This is a genomic window from Hyunsoonleella flava, from assembly GCF_004310325.1.
Classification (GTDB): Bacteria; Bacteroidota; Bacteroidia; order Flavobacteriales; family Flavobacteriaceae; genus Jejuia; species Jejuia flava.
The window spans coordinates 73,097-99,626 of record NZ_SIRT01000007.1; the positions used below are offsets into that span (position 1 = coordinate 73,097).

Sequence of the window (26,530 nt, forward strand, 5' to 3'; positions counted from 1 at the left end):
TGGTTATACTTCAAAATGACAAAACTCTTGAATTTGAAACGATTAATGGAATTGAAAGAAGATAAAATAGGGAAAGACATAGAAATTCTTAAAGACGGACCAATATGTAAGTATTTCAAAAATGGAATTCTTGATAAAGATTTGAATTGGTTTAACAATAAAAATTTCGAGGTTATAGAAATGAATTGCCGAAATTGGAATCGAAAAAACGCTCATCGTAAATTGAAAGACGCGCTTAATTTTCCTGATTATTATGGAGAGAATATGAATGCGTTTGCTGATTGTTTGACTGATATGTACAACAAAAAACACAGAGGATTAGTTTTAGTTTTTAGAAGTTATGATAGTTTTGTAGAAGAGGATGTGAAGTTTGCTGAAGCTATTCTTGATATCATAGCAAGAGAATCTAGAATTTGGCTTTTGACAGGACAAAAATTAATCGGGCTTATACAATCAGACAATCCTGATTTAGACTTTCCTGAACTCGGGGGGACAAGTCCAATTTGGAATCCATCTGAATGGTTTAACGCTGATAGAAAAAATAATGAAACCTCTCTCCTAATCGCAGTTTTTATCGAGCGTATGAAAGCCATCTAAAAACATCAATTCTAGAATTCAAAATATAGAAATGAAAATCAAAATTTGAAAATTAAAACCACAATATTAACCCTATTGCTACTCATAACGTTTTCCGCGAATGCGCAAAATCAAGTAGAAGACAACTCCAGACCCAAAGTCGGTTTAGTGCTAAGTGGTGGTGGTGCAAAAGGGTTAGCGCATATTGGGGCTTTAAAGGTGCTAGATACATTAGGGGTAAAAGTAGATTATGTGGCAGGAACGAGCATGGGTGCTATTATAGGGTCACTTTACGCTTCGGGGTATACGGGTAAAGAGCTAGATTCTATTTTTAATAGTATCGATTTTGATAAAATCATAAGCGACGATTTACCGAGAGCTTCCAAAGCATTTTATGAACGTAATAATGCTGAGCGGTATGCCATCACACTTCCGTTTGATAATTTCAATTTAAAATTGCCATCGGCATTATCCCGAGGCCAAAACACCTATAATCTCTTATCTAAATTAATGTTACATGTAAGTGATATTAATGATTTTGAAAATCTACCAATTCCTTTTTTCTGCATTGCAACCAATATAGAAACAGGTAAACAAGTGCTACTCAACAAAGGGAACTTAACGCATGCTGTTATGGCAAGTGGCGCATTGCCTTCGCTTTTTCAACCTGTAAAAATTGATAATCAAATACTAATTGATGGCGGTGTGGTAAATAATTATCCCATTGATGAATTGAGAGCAAAAGGAATGGATATCATTATTGGGGTGGATGTTCAGGATGGGTTGTTAAATATTGAGGAATTAACGTCTGCTCCTGATGTACTCATTCAAATTAATAACTTCAGAACTATAAATGATATGAAGTTAAAGGCACCGAAAACAGACATTTACATCAAACCCGATATTAAGGATTTTAATGTGGTATCTTTTAATCAAGGGAATAACATTATTGCCAATGGTGCGAAGGCAGCAATTGAAAATATAGAAGCTTTAAAACAACTGCCTAAAGCTAAAAACTCAAATATAAATAGCGTTGTTAAAAAAGTAGTAAGAGATAGTATCAAAATAAGAAACATCAAAGTAAAAGGAAACAGCAAATATACACGCTCTTATATTTTGGGAAAATTAAAACTGAAAGGTGGTGAAAAAGTATCTTACAAAAACGTTGTAAAAGGCTTAAACAGTTTGATAGCCACCAATAATTTTGATTCCTTTTACTACGATTTAGAACCAACAGATGAAAAGGACACTTATGATTTATTGGCCGAGGTTAATGAAACTGAGACGACTACCTTTTTAAAGTTAGGCGTTCATTATGACGATTTGTACAAAAGCGGTGCTTTGATAAATCTTACAAAAAAGAGCCTATTGTTTGGTAATGATGTTATCTCGCTAGATATGGTTTTTGGGGACAATGTGCGTTACGATTTTAATTATTTAATCGATAAAGGGTTTTATTGGAGTGTGGGTTTACGTTCAAGGTATAACGCCTTTAAAAAAGATGTAAATGCAGAGTTGTTGTTGGACGATACTCAAATTACAAGTACGGGCTTAAATAAAGTGAATGCATCACTTCATGACCAAACCAATCAGTTTTATCTTCAAACGCTTTTTAGAAAGGATTTTGCATTAAGTCTTGGGGCAGAACACAAGCGTTTGGAAGTAACTTCTGAAACGATTGCCAACACCAATCAGGACGAATTTGTTTTTGAAAGTACCGATTATTTCAGTGCATTTGGAAAATTAAAATTAGACACTTACGATAATAAATATTTTCCAAAAAGAGGTGTGTTTTTTAATGGCGATTTCCATACCTATTTATTTGCATCACGTTTTAACGAAGATTTCGAAAGCTTTTCCATTGCCAGTGCTACAATGGGATATGCGTTTAGCGTATCTCCAAAAGTGTCTTTCAATTTGCAAACAGGAGGCGGGTTTAAGTTGGGTGATAAATCTACTACAACTTTGGATTTTGCACTTGGTGGTTATGGAAATAATCTCATAAATAACTTCATTCCGTTTTATGGCTACGATTTCATTTCGCTTACGGGGAACAGTTATGTAAAAGCTTATTTTAGTATGGATTATGAGGTGTTTAATAAGCATCACATTACTTTAGAAGGCAATTGGGCCAATGTTGACGACGATATTTTTGAAACAGGCGAGTGGTTTACATTGCCAGATTATAGGGGCTACGCTTTGGGCTATGCTTTAGAAAGCTTTATCGGACCAATTCAAATAAAATATAGTTATTCACCAGAGCAGCGCGATAGCGTTTGGTATTTTAATGTAGGGTTTTGGTTTTAATGTTATTTGGGCGTTACCCGCAAGGGGTCGGGCTTTCGGGAGTCGCTCCCTCCTGTGTCGGGGAGCTTCAACAAATCCCTCAATCCCTAACGCGGGCAAATCTGCTAATTTAGTATTATGCAAAAAGCACAGTAGCATCTTTGCTGTTTTTAGTAATTCAAGTATTCCTATTTTTTTACGATATTTGTATACGTATGATGCTTTTATTCAAAGATTTATTACAGTTTCTTCACTATCTTATCAAGAGAAATCCTGAATAAGCAGGCGTTTTTGTCATTCCCAAGAATCACGATTCCTACCGGAAAGGAATGCTTTTAATTTATTATCTTTAGTAACATTCAGTTAGCCTTTAATCGAGGACAACAGTTAAAAATTAAAACAATGCCATTTTATCATAAATTAGGGAGTATTCCTCCCAAGCGACACACACAATTTAGAAAACCAGACGGAAGTTTGTATTACGAGCAATTATTTGGCACCATAGGTTTTGATGGTATGTCTACCAACAGTTACCACGAACAACGGCCAACACAGGTAAAGGAAATAAAAAACCAATTCAGTGTTGCGCCAAAAATTGCAAAAGCCAATAATATAAAATCCTACCGATTAAAAGGGTTTCAAATAAAACCAGAGAACGATTTTCTAGAAAGTAGAAAAACGGTACTTATCAATAGCGATTGTGCCATTCAGCTGGCAGCGCCAAAACAGTCCACATCAGATTATTTCTATAAAAATACCGATGCCGATGAGTTGATTTTTGTACACAAAGGCACAGGAAAATTACGAACCATGCTCGGAAATCTCGATTTTAAATATGGCGATTATTTGTTAATCCCAAGAGGTATTATTTACAAGATTGATTTCGATACAGAGGACAATCGCCTTTTTATTGTAGAATCCAGACGACCCATTTATACGCCAAAACGCTACAGAAATTGGTTTGGGCAATTGTTGGAACATTCGCCATTTTGCGAACGCGATATTAGAAGGCCAGAAGAGCTGGAAACCAATAATGAGTCTGGGGACTTTTTAATTAAAGTAAAAAAGCAAGATGATATTATTGAAATGGTTTACGCATCGCATCCCTTTGATGTGATTGGGTATGATGGGTATAACTATCCGTATGCCTTTTCAATTCATGATTTTGAACCGATTACAGGGCGCATTCATCAACCACCGCCAGTACATCAAACATTTGAAACGGATGCTTTTGTGGTATGCAGCTTTGTACCCAGGTTATATGATTATCACCCACAATCTATTCCAGCGCCTTACAATCATAGTAATATTGATAGTGACGAGGTGCTATATTACGTGGATGGCGATTTCATGAGTAGAAATGATATAGAGGCAGGTCATATTTCATTGCATCCGGCAGGTATTCCACATGGCCCACACCCAGGAGCTACGGAGCGTAGCATTGGAAAAACCGAAACAGAAGAGTTAGCAGTGATGGTAGATACATTCAAGCCATTGATGGTAACCGAAGATGCAATGAAAATTGCAGATGACACATACCATACGTCGTGGTTATAGAGGCCTCCCCTAACCCCTCCAAAAGGAGGGGAACTGAGCTCTTAGAAGTGAAATGAAACATAAAAAATAATTTTAAAACAAACACTCAAATTCCCGTTTTGAGTTTCTCCCCTTATGGGGAGATTAAGAGGGGCTTTTGACATGAAAGACATAAAATCAGTAAACTACGGTTTAGAAAAAATATTTGAAGGGGCACAGGATTTCTTGCCACTTCTTGGAACAGACTACGTGGAATTCTACGTTGGGAATGCAAAACAAGCAGCACACTTTTACAAAACAGCCTTTGGGTTTCAATCCTATGCGTATAAAGGTTTGGAAACAGGATCCAGAGATGAGGTGAGCTATGTGTTGAAGCAGGACAAAATTAGATTGGTGTTAACTACACCGTTAAACAGTAAATCGCCCATAAACGACCATCTTGTAAAACATGGCGACGGTGTAAAAGTGATAGCGCTTTGGGTAGAGGATGCAAGAAAAGCCTATAAAGAAACCACCAGTAGAGGGGCAAAATCATACATGCAACCCACTGTGGAAACCGATAAAGATGGTGAAGTTGTGCGTGCTGGTATTTATACCTATGGGGAGACGGTGCATATGTTTGTGGAGCGTAAAAACTATAATGGCGCCTTTATGCCTGGGTTTGTAAAATGGGAGTCAGATTACAACCCAGAGCCTGTTGGGTTAAAGTATATAGACCATATGGTTGGCAATGTAGGTTGGGGGCAAATGAATACATGGGTAAAATGGTATGAAGATGTGATGGGTTTTGAGAACTTTTTATCCTTTGATGATAAGCAAATCCATACCGAATATTCAGCATTGATGAGTAAGGTGATGAGCAATGGTAATGGACGCATAAAATTCCCAATAAACGAGCCTGCTGAGGGTAAAAAGAAGTCGCAAATTGAGGAGTATTTAGATTTTTATGAAGGCGCTGGCGTGCAGCACATCGCTGTAGCCACAGATGATATAATCAATACGGTTTCGCAATTAAGAAGTAGAGGTGTGGAGTTTTTATCCATTCCGCCAGATGAATACTATAGAGCAGTACCTGGACGTTTGGAAGAATTTAGTCATGAATTGCGAGAAGATATCGAAACCCTAAAAAGTTTAGGCATTATGATAGATGCTGATGAGGAAGGCTACTTGTTACAGATTTTCACAAAACCTGTTGAAGATAGACCAACTTTGTTTTTTGAAATCATCCAGCGTATGGGCGCTAGAGGTTTTGGAGCTGGCAACTTTAAAGCACTTTTTGAATCGATTGAACGGGAGCAGGCCAAAAGAGGTACGTTATAGGATAACAAAACGGCACGATTTTATGACTAATTTCATCGTGCCGTTTTCAACAAACTAACTCAAACTAATTATAAAAATCTATACCCAATACCTATCATCAGGAAGTTTACTTTAGAGCTTACATCGGCACTTCCAGTATAATAATCATTTAGTTGTACATTGTATTTGGCTTGTGCATATATTTTTTCTGTAATATCGTAGCTACCTCCAAAGCCAAGAAAAATACCTAGTGTTTGGTAGCCGTTGGCTACATCTTCTAGAATAACGTTTAGGGTTGGGCCAAATAATACACTAAATTCTTGGGTTGCTTGGTAGCTACCCAATGCGCCAATGTATATGGCATCTCCTTCAGCATTAAGAGCCAAAGCTATTTCGGGTTGTAAATCAATTTTATCGGCTAGGTTTATTTCGCTCTGTGCGCCAAAATAAAAGCCGTTGCTTTTAAAGTCTAAATCGCGTTTTTCGCTATCTACCTTAAAAATGGAATTGATGTTTAAGTACCCTGCTGTTGCCGAAAGATTGAAATCTTGCGCAAACGTAAATGTTGTTAAAAGCACTAGACAAATTGTTAATGTGTGTCGTCTCATAAGTTTTGGTTTTAATTAATTACACTAGTACATCGAACCAAAGCAAAAATGTGAGCATGTTGGTGTAAAAAAGAGACGTTTGCGGATATGTGCGTTAGGGATTGTAGAGTAAAGCCCACAGCCCGACGCAGGAGGTGCAAGGACTTGAAACGGAAAGCCCGACCCGCAGGGGAACGCCCAAAAAAATAATCGATGACGTGTTTTCTAACATAACTATAACAGTTGTGAACCGCGGGTTTTGGATAAAATTTCTATTTTTGGAATAGTAATTGTAATTTCTTACGTAAAAACAATAAAATGTGCTTGAAGAAGTTACATTATAATTACCCAAATAATGATGAAAAAGGTACTACTTATAATAATTGCTTTTGGAACTATGCAAGTTTTGGTTGCACAGCAAGAATCCGCTTTTGGAGACGGCGAATGGTTTAAATTCAAGATGAGCTATAGTGGTTTTTTAAAGGCTGGAAATGCAACGCTTACGGTTAAGGATTCTAAAATTGGAGAGAAAGACGTGTACCATGTTGTTGGTAAAGGCTGGACAACGGGTATGATAAAATGGTTTTTTAAGGTGAAGGATAGATATGAAAGTTATTTTGACAAAGAAACTATTATGCCTTATAAATTTGTGCGCAACATTGACGAGGGTGGGCATACAAAAGATATTGAGATAGATTTTGACCATGAGAACCAAAAGGCCCATGTAAATAACAAGAAGCACAAAACAAAAAAAGTAATTGATACCAAACCGAATATTCAAGATATGGTATCGACATATTATTATTTAAGAAACAGCATTGATATTAGCACACTGAAAGTTGGTGATGAGTTTAAGGTAGATATGTTTTTTGATGAGGAAAATTATGGTTTTAAGTTGCAGTATTTAGGAGAAGAAGTTATTGATACAGATTTTGGGGATGTAAGGTGTTTAAAATTTAGACCTTATGTAATGGCGGGCCGCGTTTTTAAGGAGGAAGAAAGTTTGACGCTATGGGTCTCAAAAGACAAAAATAAATTACCTTTGCGCATTAAGGCAGATTTGGCTGTGGGGTCGCTTAGAGCAGATCTGGAAGCCTTTAAAGGGCTTAAGCATCCGTTTCAAATAGTTGTTAATAATTAATGAATCCAGACTCAGACATAACCAACCAGCTTAAAAAAAAATACGAGTCTATAGATCAAGATTTGGACGTTCATTTAGAAGGTTTGCTGCATAGTAAGCCCATTAGTTATTGGGACTATATCCAAACGGATGTATTATTAAATCTTCAAAACCCAAGAACTGATTTTCCGGACGAAATGGTGTTTATTATGTATCATCAAATTAGCGAATTGCTATTTAAGATGATACTTTCTGAGATTAAACAGGTTGCGGAAAATGATATTGATGATTTAGACACAAAAATCTTTACAGAAAAAATAATGCGAATTAGTCGTTATTTTGATGTGCTAACGTCCTCATTTAGTATTATGAAAGATGGAATGGATGTGGATCAGTACAATCAGTTCAGAACTACATTAACGCCAGCTAGTGGTTTTCAAAGTGCGCAATATAGAAAAGTGGAGTTTGCCTCAACCGAGTTGATTAATTTGATAGATAAGCGATTTAGAGCTACTATAGATAGAAATTCGTCTTATGAAAACGCTTTTGAGCATTTGTACTGGCAAGCTGCAGGTAAAGATTTTAAAACCGGTAAAAAAACGTACACTTTATCTGCTTTTGAGGAGCGCTACAAAGCCGAATTTATTACATTCACAAAATTTTATCACAAGAATAATTTGTGGAGTAAGTTTAAGGAGTTGCCAAAGGCATCTCAAGAGGATAAAAGTTTAATAGAGGCCATGAGGCATTACGATTATACCGTGAATGTAAAATGGGTAATGGCACATTATAATACAGCAAATCATTATTTAAATATAGGGGGCAAAACAGCCGAAGCTACTGGCGGTAGTGAATGGGTAAAGTATATGCACCCAAAATATCAAAAACGAATATTTTTTCCAGATTTATGGACTGCAAAAGAAATAGAAGATTGGGGAACAAATATTTAATACTTTTTTTATTAGCGATTCTAATTTTAGGATGTAAGGACGACCCTGCTCCAAAAATTACAGAAGAAGAGGTGGCCATTGTGGAGGAACCCGAACCTGTAATAGAATTTGGATTTAACATGGACGATTATATTGTGAAGCGCGATACCATAAAAAATGGTGATACCTTCGGAATTATTCTGGAGCGCAACAATGTAGGCTATCCAAAAATCTTCAATATAGCTGAAAAAGCAAAGGATACCTTTGATATTAGAAGGGGTTTACAAGTAGGTAAGCCATACACGCTATTGTGTGCTAAGGATTCTCTGGAAACAGCAACTTGTTTTATTTATCAGCCTAATTTGGAAGATTATGTAGTGATAAATTTTAAAGATTCTATTCAAGCCTACAGAAGTAGAAAGCCTATTAAATATGTTGAAAAAGTAGCCACAGGGGTTATTGAGGACAATATATCGCTAACTTTGGAAGAACAAGGTTTAAGTCCGCGTTTAGCCTATAAAATGGCCGATGAGATTTATGCATGGACTATTGATTTTAGAAGATTACAAAAAGGTGATAGGTTTAAAGTGATTTACACCGACAAATATATTGACGATACGATTTACACAGGTGTTGATCGAGTAAAAGCTGCATATTTTGAGCATAACCATGAACCATTTTATGCCTTTGAATTTATGACGGATACCACAAAAGGTATCGTAGATTACTTTAATGAAGAAGCCAAAAATTTGAGAAGAGCCTTTTTAAAAGCTCCCGTAAAGTTTAGTAGAATTTCATCACGATATAATTTAAGGCGACGCATAGCGGTTTACGGCTATCGTGTTAGAGCACATAGAGGCACCGATTTTGCGGCGCCCATTGGCACGCCTATTATGGCAACGGCTAATGGAACAGTTACAAAATCTGAACGTAGAGGAGGTAATGGGAATTATGTAAAGATTAGGCACAATGCTACTTACGAAACGCAATATTTGCACATGAGCAAACGTCTTGTAAAGGTAGGACAATTTGTGAAACAGGGAGATATCATCGGAAAAGTTGGAATGACAGGAAATACTGGTGGTCCGCACGTTTGCTATCGGTTTTGGAAAAACGGGAAACAGGTTGATCCGTTTAAACAGAAGCTACCAGAAGCTAAACCTATTTCAGATTCTTTAAAAATAAAGTATTTGGAGTTTATTCAACCAATAAAATACAAGCTAGATAATATAAATTTTAAACCTCAGATTACAGAAGAGGAACCTCAAACTGTAATTTACCAATCCAATTCATAACATGGCATTACCAAGTGTAAACCCAACTAAAACCCCTTCGTGGAAGAAATTAGAACATCATTTTGCTGAGGCTCAATATATAAAAATGAAAGATTTGTTTGCTAAGGATGAAGACAGGGCAAATAAATTTACTATCAAATGGGACGATTTTTATGTTGACGTTTCAAAAAACAGAATTACCGAAGAAACGTTTAAATATCTATTGGAATTGGCAGATGATGTAAAGCTAAAAGAAGCAATTGAACGTCAATTTTCAGGAGAAATTATAAACCAAACTGAAGGGAGAGCGGTATTACACACCGCCTTAAGAGCTCCAGAATCTTCAGTTGTAAGTGTTGACGGTAAAAATGTAATGCCTGAAGTTCATAAGGTAAAGCAAAAAATAGAGGGCTTTACGAATGAAGTGGTAAATGGAGAACGAAAAGGCTACACAGGTAAACCATTTACCCATATAGTGAATATCGGTATTGGTGGTTCAGATTTAGGACCAGCCATGGTAGTAGATGCATTGCAATTTTACAAAAATCATTTAACCACCTATTTTGTAAGTAATGTAGATGGCGATCATGTAAATGAAGTGATTAAGAAGCTAGACCCTGAAACGACACTGTTTGTTATCGTTTCAAAAACATTTACTACACAAGAAACGATTTCAAATGCCAATACTATAAAATCGTGGTTTTTAGAATCTGCTAGTGAAGCAGATATAGCAAAACATTTTGTAGCGGTGTCAACAAATCTAGATGCCGTATCTAGCTTTGGAATAGATAGTAGCAATATTTTCCCAATGTGGGACTGGGTTGGTGGGCGTTTCTCTTTGTGGAGTGCCGTTGGGTTGTCCATAAGTCTGGCCGTTGGTTACGATAATTACGCAAGCCTTTTGAACGGAGCTAACAAAATGGATGAGCATTTTAAAAATGAAGATTTTGATAAGAATATCCCTGTTGTTTTGGGGTTGATAAGTGTTTGGTACAATAACTTTTTTAAAGCCGAAAGTGAGGCAGTTATTCCTTATTCTCAGTATTTAAATCAGTTTGCCACCTATCTACAGCAAGGTATTATGGAAAGTAATGGGAAAAGCGTTGATAGAAATGGCAACCCAATTGATTATCAAACTGGAACATTGATATGGGGAGAGCCAGGAACCAACTCCCAACATGCCTTTTTTCAATTGATACATCAAGGTACCAAATTGATTCCGGCAGATTTTATTGGGTTTGTAAAATCACTTCATGGAAATCAAGACCACCATGACAAACTCACATCAAATTTTTTAGCACAAACGGAGGCTCTTCTTAACGGGAAAACTGAAGCTGAAGTTATAGCAGAAGGCACAAAAGAGGTGATCATACCCTTTAAAATTTTTGAAGGCAATAAACCAACAAATACCATATTCATCAATAAGTTAACACCTGAAAGTTTAGGTAAACTCATTGCCATGTACGAGCATAAAATATTTGTACAAGGCGTGATTTGGAATATTTTTAGTTACGATCAGTTTGGTGTAGAGTTAGGTAAGCAACTGGCAAGCAAAATACTAAAAGAATTTAGTGGAGAAGCACAAAATGAACATGATAGCTCAACTTCTAATCTTTTGAACTATTATCGGCAAAATTCTTAAATCACTGTAAAATTGTTAATAAAAGCACTGATATTGTGAATATCGGTGCTTTTTTGTTAATAACAACTGTTAAATTTCTTAACATTTGATTAATGTTTATCTTCTAATTATCAGTATTTTTGCCTCGACTAATTTCAAATTATTAAATAATTTTTCAAAAATTATGAAAAAAACGACTAATTTACTGATTATGGTAATAGTTTCGTTATTTACGACTGTTGCTATAGCTCAAAGTACTATAACGGGTACTGTTGTGGAAGCTGGAACCAATTTACCGCTTCCTGGTGCTAATGTTATTGAAAAAGGTACTTCAAACGGAGTTACTACAGATTTTGATGGTAATTTTTCAATTACCACACAATCAAACTCTGGTGAAATTGTAATATCATACATTGGTTACAATTCTAAAACAATTTCTTTTTCTGGTAATGCTGCCTTAGGAAAAGTTGAAATGGCATCAAGCCAAGTAGGGCTTGAAGAAATTCAAATTATTGCATCTGTTGCAGTAGATAGAAAGACACCTGTAGCGGTATCTACTGTAAAAGCAGCAGACATTGAATTAAAACTAGGATCACAAGAATTTCCTGAAATTTTAAAATCTACTCCAGGTATTTATGTAACAAAAGCTGGTGGTGGTTTTGGAGACGGTCAAGTTAGAATGAGAGGCTTTGGCTCTGTAAACGTTGCGGTAATGATAAATGGTATTCCAGTAAACGACATGGAAAACGGTCGTGTTTTCTGGAGTAACTGGGCTGGTTTAGGTGATGTAACTAGTACAATGCAAACGCAAAGAGGTTTAGGTGCAGCTAAAATTGCAGTACCTTCTATTGGTGGTACGATTAACATCATTACTAAAACTACAGATGTTGAAGAAGGAGGTAATGTAATGACATCAGTAGGTAATGACGGTTACACCAAATATGGCGTAACGTACTCTACTGGTTTAATGGATAATGGTTTTGCTGCTACGGTATCCGCTGCGAGCACCACTGGAGATGGTTATGTGGATGGAACTCAGTTTTCGGGTGTGTCTTATTTTGTAAACATTTCAAAAGAGTTTAATGACCAACACAAGTTAGCGTTTTCTGCTTTTGGTGCAAAACAGCAACATGGTCAAAGACAGAACAGACAGCTTATTGAAACCTATAGAAATAGTGAAAGAGGCAGAAAGTTTAATGCAGATTGGGGTTACTACAATGGTCAGGTAACATTCCAAGAAGATAACTTTTACCATAAGCCACAAATTTCGTTAAACCACTATTGGAATTTGAATGACAATACGTCTATTAACTCATCGGCTTATGTATCCTTCGGAACCGGAGGTGGTGGTGGTATTAGAGGTGTAAACAAATTCACATTTAATGCCGACGGAAGCAGCGAATATAGAGATGGACTTTATGGACCAATTAATTTTGATAAAATAGCGGACGAGAATGAGGCTCTTGGAGCTTTAGGTTCTGAAACTATTTTAAGAGCTTCACGTAACGACCACAATTGGTATGGATTGTTATCAAACTTAAAAACTAACCTAAATGATCAAATGGTATTACAGGTTGGTTTAGACTTTAGGTCTTATAAAGGGATTCACTTCCAAGAGGTAACTAATTTATTAGGCGGTCAATACTTTTTAGATAACAATGATGCAAATAACCCAAATAATGCTGCAAGAGTTGGTGATAAAATAAATTATGACAACGATGGTCATGTAGGATGGGTTGGAGCTTTTGGACAGTTGGAATATGATATAACTGAAAACTTCAATGCGTTTGTTGCTGCCGCAGTTTCAAATACCTCTTACAAAAGAGTAGATAGATTTAATTACTTGGATTCAGATCCTCTACAAGAAACAGATCGTTATAACTTCCTTGGGGGAAGTATTAAAGGTGGTGCGAACTACAGAATAGATGGTAATCATAATGTATTTGCTAACATAGGCTATTTCGAAAGAGCTCCAGAGTTTGATAATGTATTCCTGAATTTCAGTAATGACAATATCAATGAGGATGCACCAAACCAAAAAATCACAAGTTATGAATTGGGTTATGGTTATAGAAGTGAAAAATTAGCTGCCAATGTGAATTTGTATAGAACGCTTTGGAATGATAGAACAGAGATATTTTCTTTCCAGCAGCCAGATGGTACTAGAGCTTCGGCAAATATTTTAGGTGTTAACGCAATCCATCAAGGGATAGAGGTTGATTTTGTTTACAAAGCAACAGATAGGCTAGAAATAAACGGTATGGCATCTTTAGGAGACTGGAGATGGGCTAAAAATGTTACTGATGTACAAGTGTTTAATGAAGAGCAAGAGCTTATTGAAACAGTTAATCTTTTTATTAAAGACGTACATGTTTCTGATGCCGCACAAACAACATTTGGTTTGGGTACTAATTACAAGTTTAATTTAGATACAAGACTTATTGTAGATTATGTATACAATGCTGATATTTATGCACGTTTCGATCCAAGCGATAGAAATGAACCGGGTCCTGATGCTTGGAAAATGCCTTCTTTTGGATTGTTTGATGTTGCAATGCAACATGGTTTCAAATTTGGACCTTTTGATGCTACTTTAACAGCCAGAATGAATAACGTATTTGATACAGAATACATTCCAGATGCCCAAGATGGATCAGGATCTACTGCTGATACGGCGTTGGTTTGGATTGGATTTGGTAGAACCTTCAATTTAGGTGCAAAACTTAATTTCTAAAAAACTTTGAAAATGAAAAAAATAATTTATTCAATGACATTAATTCTAGCGGTTACCTTTGTAGGGTGTGAGCCGTTAGATGAGCTTTATGAAGACATAGATGCTAATGCAGTACCTATTTCTGGTGATATAGAATATACCCTTACAGAGGATGATTATACTGATGATGAAGATGATGGTGGTTTAGGGCTACGTTTTCCTAACTTTAGTTCAGAAGATCAAGCGAAGGAATTAATTCCAGGTTTGTTATCCGATAGGTTTCCAGCATTAAAAGATAATTCTAGTGCGTTGGTAACATATGATTTGTTCTTTCCTAAAAGAGATGAAAGAAGTTTAATAGTATATGAAGTTACAGACCAAGATTATGATGATTTAGGTCACAGATTTTCAAATTTTGATAGTCAGTCAGAAATGATTGAACTTTTGGAACTTAGGTTTCCAAATCCAGAAGATAGAACTCTTGTGTCCTTAACCTACGATTATTTTGCAGTAGGCCAAACAGATACATTTAATGATGGATATTTATATATTGAGGGTGAGTGGCAAAAAATGATGGGCTTTACCGATGATGAATACAGAGCTTTAGGGTTTAGATTTCCAAACTTTTCAAGCGAAGATGAAGCAGTTGAAAAAATACCAGCTTTGTTGAAAGAGAAGTTAAAGTTTGTAGATAACGCTGCAGGCGATATCGTTGGTACTATGTACAAGCTATTTGTTACTGATGTTGATGATGTAGATGGAGATGGACGTACAGATGATAGAACAACATATAGCTATGTAAAATACTTTATTTACGATGGAGCAGTTTGGTCTGAGTATAATAATGTTATTAGTCAGCAATTACAATTTGGTCACGATGGGACTACATGGATACCAGATAACACTATTAAGTACACGCTAACAGGAGATGATATTGCATTAATTTCTAGTGAATTTGCGTCTATCTATGAAGGTCCGGCCGATAACGTCGGTTTCTTTGGTAGTTTTGATAGAAGATCTAGTAGTTCAAATTACTGGACTGATGCAATGCTATTAGAAGCATTCAATGTAGTTTTAGACACAAGAGATCCTAATGCAGAAGAAGGTCAAAAGTACATACTAACTTATGTGGTCTTTACAGGTTCTACAGGTAACGAATCAAAAGCCGTTATAAAAAAAGGCGGTGTTTGGGTATACCAATAGACTGATATTTCAAAAACATATAAAGCCACCTCATTCCGAGGTGGTTTTTTTTCCTCAAAATTCAATATCTTTATTGTTGTTATGAAAAAGTATATTTTATTGTTTGCAAGTGCTCTTTTTTTTGCTTGCAGTAGTGGTGGAGATGATACTACGCCTCCAAAAGAAGAACCTAAAGATGATGGTGTGCCCGTTGCAGTAAATGACACTGCAACAACACAAGAAGATACAGAGTTATTTCTGACTACTTTATTGAATAATGATACAGTAGTAGATAACGCTCGGGTAACTGTTTTTGATGCCACAACAACTGCTGGAGGAACTGTGGTAGATGAAAGAACAAGATATGTTTACACGCCAAAAACAGGTTTTGTAGGTGAAGATACATTTACCTATACATTGTGTGATGATGATAGTCCTGCAAACTGTTCAACTGCTACAGTAACGATTACAGTTACAGACGAAGGAAACCCCATCGCTAATAATGACGCATTCAGTGTGGTTGAAAGCTCTACAACCATATTTGATGAACTTCTAATAAATGACGATACTACTGATAATGCCGTTTTAATATCTATAGATAATACTAGCACGCAAGGAAGTGTTATTCTAAATGCAGACAAAACAGTAACATATACACCTGGAAGTGGGTTCCTAGGGGAAGATTCATTTACTTATACCATTTGTGATGATGATACTCCAGACAATTCATGCTCAACGGCAACCGTTACCATCACTGTTGTACAAGCTTTAAGTTTTAATATTCCTTCCAATCTGCAATCCTATTATTCTGGCCTCACGTTTACAGACGTGTCAGATATTATGTTTGACAATTTGGAATCTCATACAGTTTCAAATCATACTACAATACTATCTTATGGTCAAAGACATCAATATTTATATAACGCCGATGAAGATTTGGCGAACGCTAATAACGTTATTCTAATGTACTCGGGAGAAAGTAGATACTGGGAAGAGTATACATCTGGCTCAAATTCATATTCACCTCAAACGTTTAATACAGAGCATGTATATCCACAATCTCGATTAGTTGCAGCTGATGCTGTAACCGATTTACACCACTTAAGATCTTGTGATGCTACCGTAAACAGCGATAGATTAAATTATCCTTTCGCAGACTCTAGTGGTAATTATAAGCTAATTGGAGAAACTTGGTATCCTGGAGATGAGTGGAAAGGAGATGTAGCTCGAATGATATTATATTTGAATGTGAGGTATGGCGAAACGTTTGAAAAAGTAGGTTCTGTTGAACTATTTCTAAAATGGAATAGAGAAGATCCTGTTTCTGATTTTGAGATGCAACGAAATAACGTTATTTATGCCGCTCAAGGTAACAGAAACGCATTTATCGATAACCCATATTTAGCAACGCTTATATGGGGCGGTGCAGCTGCAGAAAACAAATGGCAATAAGTGATATGCCATAGAAATAATCGGACCGCTTCTTATAAGGAAGCGGTTTTTTATGGATTAAAATCATTATTTTTGAACTTCTAAAATTTAAGAATCATGTACGAAACTATTCAAGTATTACATTCCTATTGGGCATATTTAGTGCTTTTAATTTTAATTCTTGCAACAGGTAACGCGTTGTTTAAATCAATTACAGGTAAAGAGTACAGTGCTACAGATTTTAGGATTTCATTGTTTGCACTCATTGTTTCACACATTCAACTACTCATAGGTTTAATTTTATATTTTGTATCGCCAAAACTAGCTCTTTTTAGTGAATTGGGAATGGGAGGTGTTATGAAAGATGCAATAAATCGTTTGTATTTAGTAGAGCATCCATTAATTAATATTATTGGCGTAGCACTGATAACTATAGGTTATTCTAAGCACAAGAAGAAGCTAACATCTGCTCCTAAATTAAAAACAATTGCGATTTTCTATACCATTGCTTTAGTATTGTTCTTATCAAGAATTCCTTGGAGCACATGGTTGGGTTAAGATGTTAGTCTAACTCTTTAATCACGTACATATACACAGGAAAATGATCGCTAAAGCCATTGCTGAATCCAGCATCATTCCAACTTCTAAAGGGATAGCCTTTATATTTTCCGTTGGTTGTAATTAAATAGTTTTTGTTGAAGATACCTGCTTTGTAATATCTAAATGATGAATAGTCTTTTTCAATTAGAGGTTTTGATATGATAATTTGGTCAAATAAGCTCCAATTGTCACGATAAGCTGTTGTGCCTAAACCATCTCGAAAAAAGTTTTCATAAGGATTATACAGCCCTTTGAAGCCTACTTTTTTACGTTTTCTTTGGGTTTTTAATGCATCTTTTAAACTCGGGTTATTCGGATTATCATTCATGTCGCCCATGATAAATATTTTAGCATACGGATCTTGAGTTTGAAGTGAATCCACAATACGTCTGTTCAGTTTTGCGGCAGCTACACGTTTAGGCCTACTTCTTGCTTCACCTCCGCGTCGTGAAGGCCAATGATTCACAATAATATGAACAACGTCATCTTCCAATTGACCGCTTACTACCAGTTGGTCTCTTGTAGTGATGCGTTTTCCGTCTTGATCATCATAAATTTTCAATTCATAGGTAGAGGTGTGAATTGGAGTAAACAGGCTTTTTTGATATAGTAACGCTACATCAATTCCTCTTGCATCGGGCGAATCATGATGCACAATACCATAATCTTTTTCAACTAAAAGTGCGTCATTTACAATGTCTTCCAAAACGTCTCTGTTTTCAACCTCGCAAACACCAAGGATAGCAGGAGTATTTTGTGTAACATCTTTTCCAATTTCAGAAATCACACGGGCCATATTTCTTGTTTTTTGTAGGTAGGCTTCCTCACGTTTCGTTTTTAATCCCATTATTGGGCTATACTCATCAAACTTTAGGGGATCATTTATAGTGTCGAATAAGTTTTCTAAATTGTAAAACGCAATGGTGTGTATTTTGAATTTTTTATCTTGAGCATTCAAATTAATGACGACACTCAAAAAAATAACAGATAAGGTAAGTTTAAAAAAATTCATTCTTAAAAATTGCAGTTTGTTTAGTGCAAAACCCAAGCCAAAGTTAGCTTAATGATTTAAATTTTTTAGAATCAATCAGTTACTTTTTCATATTATTGGTGTCTTAAAGGTAATTATGAATAAAATAACCCTCATTTTTTTATTCGGATTTTTTTCAATTTCCCTTTTTTCTCAGGAGACTGCTGTTAAAGGTAGTGTAAAGGATGCAGTGTCATTTCAACCTATTTTGAATGTTACTGTAGAATTAGAAGGTACTGAATTAGCAGTACTCACGGATGTTCAAGGTGAATTTCTTTTTAATGTGAATGTACCTTTTGGGGAGCAAATTCTTAAAATTTCTAAGACAGGATATACTACCAAACGTTTTCCGATTATTGTAAATGAAGGACGAACGGTGGATATTAGTGATATGACTTTGGAACGCGACTTATCGCAAAGTCAAGATTTATTTACCATCACGCTTTCTGATGATGAGTTGGATAATGATGCCGTAGGAGCGGACAATATTACTGGGCTTTTATCATCCTCTCTCGATGTGTTTCAAAGAACAGCAGCTTTTGAGTTTAGTCAGTCGTTTTTCAGGTTAAGAGGATTGGATTCTGAAAATGGAAGTGTACTTATTAACGGTATTCCCATGAACAAGTTATTCAATGGCAGACCCCAATGGAGTAATTGGGGCGGATTGAACGATGTTATGCGAAATCAGGAATTAACTACAGGTTTAGCACCATCCGATTATAACTTTGGTGGGATTTTAGGAACTACAAACATCAACGTAAGAGCATCCCAGGCAAGACAAGGTGGCCGCTTAACCTACTCGTCTTCAAATAGGAGTTATACCAACCGCTTAATGGCGACCTATGCTTCTGGATTATTAAAAAACAATTGGGCATATACCGTTTCCATTGGAAGGCGCTGGGGAAATGAAGGCTATCAGGATGCCACGATATATGATGCAAATTCCTTTTTCCTCTCTGTTGAAAAGAAGTTGAATGATAACCATAGTTTGAGTTTTACAGGTATTTATGCGCCAAATCGAAGAGGGAAATCGTCACCAAATACACAGGAAGTTTTCGATTTAAAAGGTATCAAGTATAATGAATATTGGGGCTGGCAAGATGGTGAAAAACGAAATTCGCGCATAAAAGAGGTGGAGGAACCCATTTTTATGCTAAACCACTATTGGGATTTATCTTCAAAAACTAGATTAAATACTAACGTTGCATACCAATTTGGAAAACTAGGAAATAGCCGCTTGGATAATAATGGAACCGACTTGGTAAATGGCGTTCCAGAAGGTGGTGGTGCCAATCCTAGTCCTACTTATTATCAAAAGCTCCCAAGTTATTTTGAGCGTAATTTTCCTGACGATTTACAGTTTGCCTATTTGGCATTACAGGAATTTCAGGATAATGGTCAAATAGACTGGAATACTTTATACGAAGCTAATATTTCGAATGCGCAAACTGGCGGAAATGCTAGATATGCACTTTACGAAGATCGCGTTGATGATACCCAGTTTACATTCAATTCTATTTTAAATTCTGAATTGAATGACAATATAATTTTGAACGCAGGTTTGAGTCTTCAAACCCTTAAATCAGAAAATTTTGCTGAGGTTTTGGATTTGCTAGGGGCAGACACCTATTTGGATATCGATCAGTTTGCTGATGATGTTGATGAAGCACAAAACGATTTGCAAAACCGAAACCGACTTGTAGGAGTGGGTGATAAGTTTAAATATAACTATAACTTATTTGCCAATGTCGTCAGTGGGTTTGCCCAAGCGCAGTTTAGATATAATAAATTAGATTTTTTTCTGTCAGGAAGCGTAGCAAATACCCAATATCAAAGAGAAGGTCTATACCAAAATGGCGCTTTTCCAGATAACTCTTTAGGTAAAGGCGATAAGTTAACCTTCACCGGTTTTGGTGCTAAAGGCGGATTAACTTATAAAATTTCAGGAAAACATTTAGTGAATGTAAACAGTGGATACATTACTAGAGCACCATCATTAAGAAACACGTTTTCCAATTCAAGAGAAAACCATAATGTAGTGCCAGATATTACGGAGGAAAAAATAGTGTCTGCGGATGCGAGTTATATTTTCCGTTCACCAATTATAAAAGCTAAAATAACTGGCTACTATACTAAGATTCGAGATGCAAATGAGATTTCATTCTTCTTTGCAGATGGTATTGGCGGCGATAATGTAGCTTTTATCCAGGAAATATTACAGGGTATTGATAAACAACATATTGGTGGGGAGTTAGGTGTTGAGGCACAAGTAACACCTACCATCAAGTTGAAAGGTGTAGCTTCTGTAGGACAATTTACTTATGCCAACAACCCCAATTTATTTTTAACCACCGAGGCGGATGACGAATCTGTTGCTGCTGGTTTTGTAGATGGGTTTAAAGATTTTGGAACATCAAATTTAAAAGATTATAAAATTGCAGCGGGACCGCATCGTGCGTATTCTGTTGGGTTTGAATATCGCGATCCAGATTTTTGGTGGTTTGGAGCTACGGCAAACTTTTTTACAAATACATATATCGATATAAGTCCGTTAACGCGTTCTTCAAACTTTACCACAGATTTTGATGGCAATGTATTTAATGATTATGATGAAGATTTGGCTAGGGAATTATTGCAACAAGAACGTTTTGATGACTATATGGTGGTGAATCTTATAGGTGGTAAATCTTGGAAAATTGGTAGTAAATACATTAGTGTTTTTGCAAGTGTGAATAACCTTTTGGATGAGGTGTTTAAAACAGGTGGTTTTGAGCAAGGGAGAAATGCAAATTTTAGACAATTACGAGATGACCAAGCTCTGGACACGCCAGTTTTTGGTTCAAAATATTGGTATGGTCGGGGCGCTACGTATTTTTTAAATGTGAATTATAGATTCTAGGCATCCTTTAACCCCCTCCAGAGGAGGGGTTAGGAGGGGCTTGAGGTTTAATTATAATATTATGAAAAAATTTAATAACCTTTTAGTTGGAGTGCTAGTTTTGTTAGCATGGTCTTGCGTTCAAGATGATGATTTTGGAGTGCCAAATATCACAAGTGAGGACCCAATGGTTCCAGTAGAAAAGCTGACAACTTTTAAAGCTATCACATCGCTTTATGAACAAGCTGTTAATGGTGGTAATGCACTGGCAGTTATTGAAGATGATATTTATATTGAAGGCTACGTAGTATCCTCAGATAAAGGTGGAAACTTTTTTGAAGAACTCATTATCCAAAATAAAACAGATGATAGTAACCCTGATAATGACCCCAGATTAGGGTTCAAAATTGATATTAACCAAAGCAGTTTGTCGGATACCTACCAGTTTGGGCAAAAAGTTATAGTGAAATTACAAGGTTTAGCGGTTGGCGCATCGAATGGTGTGGTAACTATTGGGCGAGAAGACGGGGTAAATGTAGGGCAAATTCAACCTGCAGAGTATCGTGATATTGTACTAAGAACCAATGAGATTAATGAAATTCAGCCTAAGGTAGTGAGTATCCCAGAATTAACCGAAGCTGATGAAAGCACGCTAATTCAGCTAAATAATATGCAACTCAATAGATTTGAACTAGGCGCCACTTTTGCTAGTGAATCGTTTGATGAGTTTGATGGTTTACGTTTGATGGAAAGCTGTAATTCTGGTGCTCAAATTATTATGCAAACCAGTACGTTTTCAGATTTTAAATCTCTTTTAGTGCCTCAGGGTAATGGGAGTATGATAGGTGTTTACAGTCGCGATTTTAGGGATGATTTTAGTGTGATACTTCCTAAAAGTTCGGCTGATATTAATTTTGAAAGCACTGAACGTTGTGACCCAGAGGAGTTTTCGTGTGGTATAGCGTCAAGCTTCGGTACAGGAAATCTATTTTTTGAAGATTTTGAATCCCAACGTAACAACCGCCCGATTGAAGGCAATGGTTGGACGAATTATATTGAAGCGGGTTCAGAGGCGTGGGAAGGCTGGTCGTCGACTTCTACAAATGCCTCTTTGGGTCGTTCATGTCGATTTCAATCTGGTGGTTCTGGAGACACCAGTAATATTGGTTGGCTCATTACACCAGAATTTGATTTGGATGCCCAAGACGGAGAAACATTACGTTTTAAAACGTCAAACAGTCGTGCAGATAGCAGCTACATGGAAGTGTTTTATGCTGATGATTGGGATGGTACCGAAGATGGTGTTGCAGATGCCACATGGAAGATTTTGAGTGATGCTTATGTTGTAAAAGATTCCGATTCTTTTGTAGAATGGTTACTTTCTAGAACGGTAGATTTATCCTGCCTTTCAGGGACGATTCATATCGCCTTTAAGTATACTGGTGGTGGACAGGACAGTTTTGATGGTATTTATGAACTAGATGATGTTAGTGTGGATTTTGTGGAATAAGGTAGTTCACCTTTAGTCTTACCTTTGACACTGTAAAATTTTTTATGACGATATTCGATATCCTATTTATAAACATATTCCAATATTATAAGGCTAAAAAGTATAAAAAGGCCATTAAAGTTGCTACGTTTTATGTGTCATTCTTACAATGTAGTTTATTACTGCTTTTAGGTATTTTCTTTGCTGGTTTTTTTAGGCAGATGCATGTAAATACTATGTCCTCTTCCAAAGCTTGGATTTTATTTGTTTTGATTGTAATAGTTGTGTTTTTCAAAAATTGGATGCAATACAGCGGAAAAAAAAGAAATTTACTTAACGCAAAAATGTTAAAACGAAAAAAACAGACATACAATATCTGGGTACTATGGCTACTACCTGTTTTTATTTTAGGTTTAGGCTACGTACTTTCTCAAGCAGCCTAATCACTTCTTCAAAATGGCATAAACAGGAAAATGGTCGCTATAACCACCTTTATACTTTTTACCAACATAGGTTCTAAAGGGAGATCCTTTAAAAGGACCTCTAAACAACTTTAAAAATTCCTCATCAAAAATATTAGCTTTAAAGAATTCAAATTCGTCCTTTGAACTCTTAAAAAAGTTGGTGGAAATCAAAATTTGATCAAACAAAAACCATTGCCGTTTATGCTTTACAGTACCACGAGAAAAGGAACGCAAAGTTTCAAAAGGATTAAATATACTATGGTCTTCCACTAATCGCTTTAAACTTTCATTCTGCGGATTATCATTAAAATCTCCTAAAATCATAATTTTAGAATCTTTATCCTCTTGTGTTATAGTAGAAATAATTTCGCTAACCTTTTCAGAGGCCGCCAAACGTTTATATTCGGTTTCTTTCTGTCCTTCACGTCTGGATGACCAGTGGTTTACAATGAAATACACGTTTTCTCCATCCAAAATTCCTCCAACAAGCAGGATATCACGCGTGTAATCGGGCATATTATCTTCATCGATTAAACTCACTGAAAAAGTTTCGGTGTGTAATGGCTTAAAAACATTAGTGTCATAGAGCATAGCAACGTCAATACCGCGTTCGTCTAAAGAATCAAAATGCACATAGTCATAATCTAAATCATCTAAATGCTTAGACTCCAATAAGTCTTTAAGGACTTTAGAGTTTTCAACTTCTGCTAACCCAACAATGGCAGGAGGTTTTCCTGTTTCCTTTCGTCCAATATTCGAAATGGCAAAGCCAATTTTACGCAGTTTGTTCTTGTAGCGTTTAGGTGTCCATCGTTTTACGGCGTCTGGTAAAAAGTCGCCATCATTGGTATATCTGCTATCTCTTAAGTCGAATAAATTTTCAATGTTGTAAAATGCTACGGTCTGCATGTCGTGGCGAACGGGAATATCATCAAAGTCGTCTGTCATGTGCCAAAAATATAAAAATAATAATGAGTACAATTATGTAACTTTGTAGCATGATTGAAAAGAAAGAGGTTAGTTTAGAAAAGGCGGTTTTAATAGGTATTATTACAAAAGACCAAGATGAAGAAAAACTAAAGGAATATTTAGACGAACTGGAGTTTTTAACATTTACAGCTGGTGGACATGCCATAAAGCGCTTTACCCAAAAAATGGATATGCCCAATCCTAAAACTTTTATTGGCTCCGGGAAAATGGATCAGGTGAAGCATTTTGTGGAGGAAAACAAAATTAGCACTGCCATTTTTGATGACGAATTATCGGCAACTCAGGAACGTAACATCAGTAAAATTTTAGGCTGTAAAGTATTAGATAGAACCAATTTAATCCTTGATATTTTTGCCCAACGTGCCCAAACCAGTTATGCCAGAACCCAAGTAGAATTGGCACAATACGAGTATTTGTTGCCACGACTGAGAGGGATGTGGACGCACTTGGAACGTCAACGAGGTGGTATAGGTATGCGTGGTCCAGGGGAAACAGAAATTGAAACAGATAGACGTATTGTTCGTGATAAAATAGCTTTGTTAAAGGAACGGATTAAAACCATTGACAAGCAAATGTCGGTACAGCGTGGTAACCGAGGAAAAATGGTACGTGTGGCTCTAGTTGGATACACCAATGTTGGGAAATCCACCCTTATGAATACCATTAGTAAAAGCCAGGTATTTGCAGAAAACAAGTTGTTTGCAACACTTGATACTACGGTGAGGAAAGTGGTTATTCAAAATTTACCATTTTTATTGAGTGATACGGTAGGTTTTATTAGAAAGCTGCCTACACAATTGGTGGAAAGTTTTAAAAGCACACTTGATGAGGTTCGCGAAGCCGATTTGTTATTGCATGTGGTGGATATTTCACACCCTAATTTTGAGGAACATATCGACTCAGTCAATAAGATTTTAGGTGAAATTAAAAGTAGTGATAAGCCAACCATTATGGTGTTTAACAAGATTGATGCTTACGAGCCAGAGCCTATTGATGAAGATGAATTAGAAGCCGAAAAAACCAAGAAACACTATACTTTAGAAGAGTGGAAAAGTACTTGGATGGGTAAAGTAGGCAACAATGCACTATTTATTTCTGCCATCAATAAAAGTAATTTAGAAGATTTCAAAAAGCGTGTTTATGATGAAGTTAGAGAAATTCACATTACACGTTTTCCATACAATCACTTTTTGTACCCTGATTATAACTATGAGGATATGAAGTAATGGTACTTCGAGTATTTCAAATTTGTTTCGAAATATAAAGAGAAGTTGGGCGTTCCCCGAGATGTTAATGTCTTACAATTACTGATATATACGTCGTCGGGTCGGGCTTTCCGTTAATAGTTTTGGCTCGATGCGCGCCTCGCCAAAAGCTGTCACTGCAATCCCTAACGCAAAAAATGCGCTTCCCGGAAAAGAGAAGCGCATTTTTTATAAAGTATAACTTATAGTTTTTTTTAAAATCTTTAAGTGTAAATTAGTGTTAGAATTTGTAGCTCAAACCAAAGGTGTAGTAAGTCTGTAAATCGTTATCAACAGTATCAAAAGTTTCACCAGTATTACCCAAAGTATTAATCGCGTAGTTTAAAGCTTCTTGTTTGTTGTTTCTTAATCCAAAATCAAAACCAACACCAATCATTTTCCAAAGTGTATAGCTAAAAGAGTTGGTCCATGTCCAGTTAGACAAATCGCCAGATTCATAACTTTGGAATGCAGATAAGTTAGTCTTAAACCCAATAGCACCAATTTGGCGTGTATAGTCTGCTACAATCTTAGCACCTAAAGATGAATTAAAAATAGTATCGTCATCAGCAAAAACAAAGTTGTAGTTTAATGGGTGTACAACAACTATTAAATTCTCTATTGGAGTCCATGTAGCACCAATACCAACATCTAAATAACCAGGATCGTTAAAGTTATTTAGAATGGTAGTTCTGTATTCCATTAAACCAGAAGCAGCTAAAGTTTTACTTAAGTTTCTACCATATAATGAAGATATGTTAAATACATCGGTAGTTGGCTCAAAACTGTCACTGTCAGTACTAATATCTTTATTATCTAGTTTGGTCCAGTTTAAATTGGTAGTTAATGCATTTCTCCAAAAGAATTTCTCTTGAATTAAGTTAGCAAAACCATTTACTGTAAAACCAATATTACCAGAACTGTTGTTTGGAGCACCTTGTGCATACCAATTATTAAAGTTAGATAAGCTACCACCAATAGTACCAAAAGCACCTTTTCTCCATCCTGGAAGTGCGTCAATTTTTGCTTGTAGAGCATTAGCTTCCGCTTGAGCTGCATCAGCTTCCGCTTGTTTTTCAGCTTTTTGGGTTTCTAGTTCTTCTTTTGTTTGTGCGCTTATAACAGAAACGCTAAGACATAATACTGCGAAAAAGATTAATTTTTTCATCATTGTTAGTTTTTAAAATGTGGGCAAATATAAATTAATTTTAACAAATGTTAAGTTGATTTTTTATGATTTGAAATACATAAAAATCATTGTTTTCTATAACATTAGACGCT

At 36.1% G+C, this 26,530-nt stretch carries 20 protein-coding genes; 16 read left to right on the forward strand and 4 right to left on the reverse strand.

The annotated features are described in order from the left end of the window. Positions 1–33 precede the first annotated feature (33 nt). The 4 genes from EYD45_RS09620 to hppD all read left to right on the forward strand — a co-directional run bounded on the left by EYD45_RS09620 (position 34) and on the right by hppD (position 5,718). Positions 34–597, forward strand: coding sequence for a barstar family protein (locus EYD45_RS09620; RefSeq protein ID WP_165453918.1), 564 nt, complete (start codon positions 34–36; stop codon positions 595–597). A 45-nt stretch (positions 598–642) separates the two neighbouring features. After that, positions 643–2,883, forward strand: coding sequence for a patatin-like phospholipase family protein (locus EYD45_RS09625; protein ID WP_317127935.1), 2,241 nt, complete (start codon positions 643–645; stop codon positions 2,881–2,883). Between the two features lie 381 nt (positions 2,884–3,264). Then, entirely contained in the window at positions 3,265–4,419 is a 1,155-nt protein-coding gene (locus EYD45_RS09630; protein ID WP_130964335.1) for a homogentisate 1,2-dioxygenase, read from the forward strand. Between the two features lie 141 nt (positions 4,420–4,560). After that, positions 4,561–5,718: a 4-hydroxyphenylpyruvate dioxygenase gene (gene hppD, locus EYD45_RS09635; RefSeq protein ID WP_130964336.1), complete on the forward strand. Its 1,158-nt coding sequence runs from the start codon at positions 4,561–4,563 to the stop codon at positions 5,716–5,718. A gap of 68 nt (positions 5,719–5,786) precedes the next feature. Here the strand turns inward: hppD and EYD45_RS09640 are convergent, their stop codons facing one another. After that, entirely contained in the window at positions 5,787–6,305 is a 519-nt protein-coding gene (locus tag EYD45_RS09640) for a porin family protein (protein WP_130964337.1), read from the reverse strand. Between the two features lie 337 nt (positions 6,306–6,642). Here EYD45_RS09640 and EYD45_RS09645 point away from each other — a divergent pair, with 337 nt between their 5' ends. The 8 genes from EYD45_RS09645 (at position 6,643) to EYD45_RS09680 (ending at position 17,112) form a co-directional block, all read left to right on the forward strand. Further along, positions 6,643–7,425, forward strand: a complete 783-nt coding sequence (locus tag EYD45_RS09645; RefSeq protein ID WP_130964437.1) for a DUF3108 domain-containing protein — start codon at positions 6,643–6,645, stop codon at positions 7,423–7,425. Then, entirely contained in the window at positions 7,425–8,354 is a 930-nt protein-coding gene (locus EYD45_RS09650) for a tryptophan 2,3-dioxygenase family protein (RefSeq protein ID WP_130964338.1), read from the forward strand. Before EYD45_RS09645 ends, EYD45_RS09650 begins: the two co-directional genes overlap by 1 nt. Beyond that, complete coding sequence (locus EYD45_RS09655) at positions 8,312–9,628, forward strand: M23 family metallopeptidase (protein ID WP_130964339.1); 1,317 nt, start codon at positions 8,312–8,314, stop codon at positions 9,626–9,628. The genes EYD45_RS09650 and EYD45_RS09655 overlap by 43 nt, the downstream gene beginning before the upstream one ends. 1 nt (position 9,629) lies before the next feature. Beyond that, positions 9,630–11,249 (forward strand): glucose-6-phosphate isomerase, encoded by a 1,620-nt coding sequence (gene pgi / locus EYD45_RS09660; RefSeq protein ID WP_130964340.1) that lies wholly within the window; start codon positions 9,630–9,632, stop codon positions 11,247–11,249. Between the two features lie 163 nt (positions 11,250–11,412). Beyond that, a complete protein-coding gene (locus EYD45_RS09665) occupies positions 11,413–13,962 on the forward strand; it encodes a TonB-dependent receptor (protein ID WP_130964341.1) in 2,550 nt (849 codons plus the stop codon). A gap of 12 nt (positions 13,963–13,974) precedes the next feature. Continuing rightward, entirely contained in the window at positions 13,975–15,144 is a 1,170-nt protein-coding gene (locus EYD45_RS09670) for a hypothetical protein (RefSeq protein ID WP_130964342.1), read from the forward strand. Between the two features lie 81 nt (positions 15,145–15,225). Beyond that, positions 15,226–16,575, forward strand: a complete 1,350-nt coding sequence (locus EYD45_RS16750; RefSeq protein ID WP_165453919.1) for an endonuclease — start codon at positions 15,226–15,228, stop codon at positions 16,573–16,575. Positions 16,576–16,671: 96 nt separating this feature from the next. After that, on the forward strand, positions 16,672–17,112 hold the full coding sequence (locus EYD45_RS09680) for a hypothetical protein (protein ID WP_130964343.1): 441 nt from the start codon (positions 16,672–16,674) through the stop codon (positions 17,110–17,112). A 4-nt stretch (positions 17,113–17,116) separates the two neighbouring features. On the opposite strand, the gene EYD45_RS09685 is transcribed toward EYD45_RS09680, so the two are convergent. Further along, complete coding sequence (locus EYD45_RS09685; protein WP_130964344.1) at positions 17,117–18,166, reverse strand: endonuclease/exonuclease/phosphatase family protein; 1,050 nt, start codon at positions 18,164–18,166, stop codon at positions 17,117–17,119. Between the two features lie 115 nt (positions 18,167–18,281). Here EYD45_RS09685 and EYD45_RS09690 point away from each other — a divergent pair, with 115 nt between their 5' ends. The 3 genes from EYD45_RS09690 (at position 18,282) to EYD45_RS09700 (ending at position 22,994) form a co-directional block, all read left to right on the forward strand. After that, positions 18,282–21,083, forward strand: a complete 2,802-nt coding sequence (locus tag EYD45_RS09690; RefSeq protein WP_130964345.1) for a carboxypeptidase-like regulatory domain-containing protein — start codon at positions 18,282–18,284, stop codon at positions 21,081–21,083. Between the two features lie 61 nt (positions 21,084–21,144). Further along, positions 21,145–22,572 carry a DUF5689 domain-containing protein gene (locus EYD45_RS09695; protein WP_130964346.1) on the forward strand — a complete coding sequence of 476 codons (1,428 nt, stop codon included), beginning with the start codon at positions 21,145–21,147 and terminating at the stop codon, positions 22,570–22,572. Positions 22,573–22,616: 44 nt separating this feature from the next. Further along, positions 22,617–22,994, forward strand: coding sequence for a hypothetical protein (locus EYD45_RS09700; RefSeq protein ID WP_130964347.1), 378 nt, complete (start codon positions 22,617–22,619; stop codon positions 22,992–22,994). Here EYD45_RS09700 and EYD45_RS09705 read toward each other — a convergent pair whose 3' ends face one another. Next, entirely contained in the window at positions 22,995–23,963 is a 969-nt protein-coding gene (locus EYD45_RS09705; RefSeq protein ID WP_130964348.1) for an endonuclease/exonuclease/phosphatase family protein, read from the reverse strand. It lies immediately after the preceding gene. Positions 23,964–24,013: 50 nt separating this feature from the next. Here EYD45_RS09705 and hflX point away from each other — a divergent pair, with 50 nt between their 5' ends. Continuing rightward, the gene (gene hflX, locus EYD45_RS09710; RefSeq protein WP_130964349.1) at positions 24,014–25,231 is read left to right on the forward strand and encodes a GTPase HflX; all 1,218 of its coding nucleotides are present in this window, start codon (positions 24,014–24,016) and stop codon (positions 25,229–25,231) included. A 259-nt stretch (positions 25,232–25,490) separates the two neighbouring features. Here the strand turns inward: hflX and EYD45_RS09715 are convergent, their stop codons facing one another. Beyond that, complete coding sequence (locus EYD45_RS09715) at positions 25,491–26,417, reverse strand: DUF3078 domain-containing protein (RefSeq protein ID WP_130964439.1); 927 nt, start codon at positions 26,415–26,417, stop codon at positions 25,491–25,493. Between the last annotated feature and the right edge of the window lie 113 nt (positions 26,418–26,530).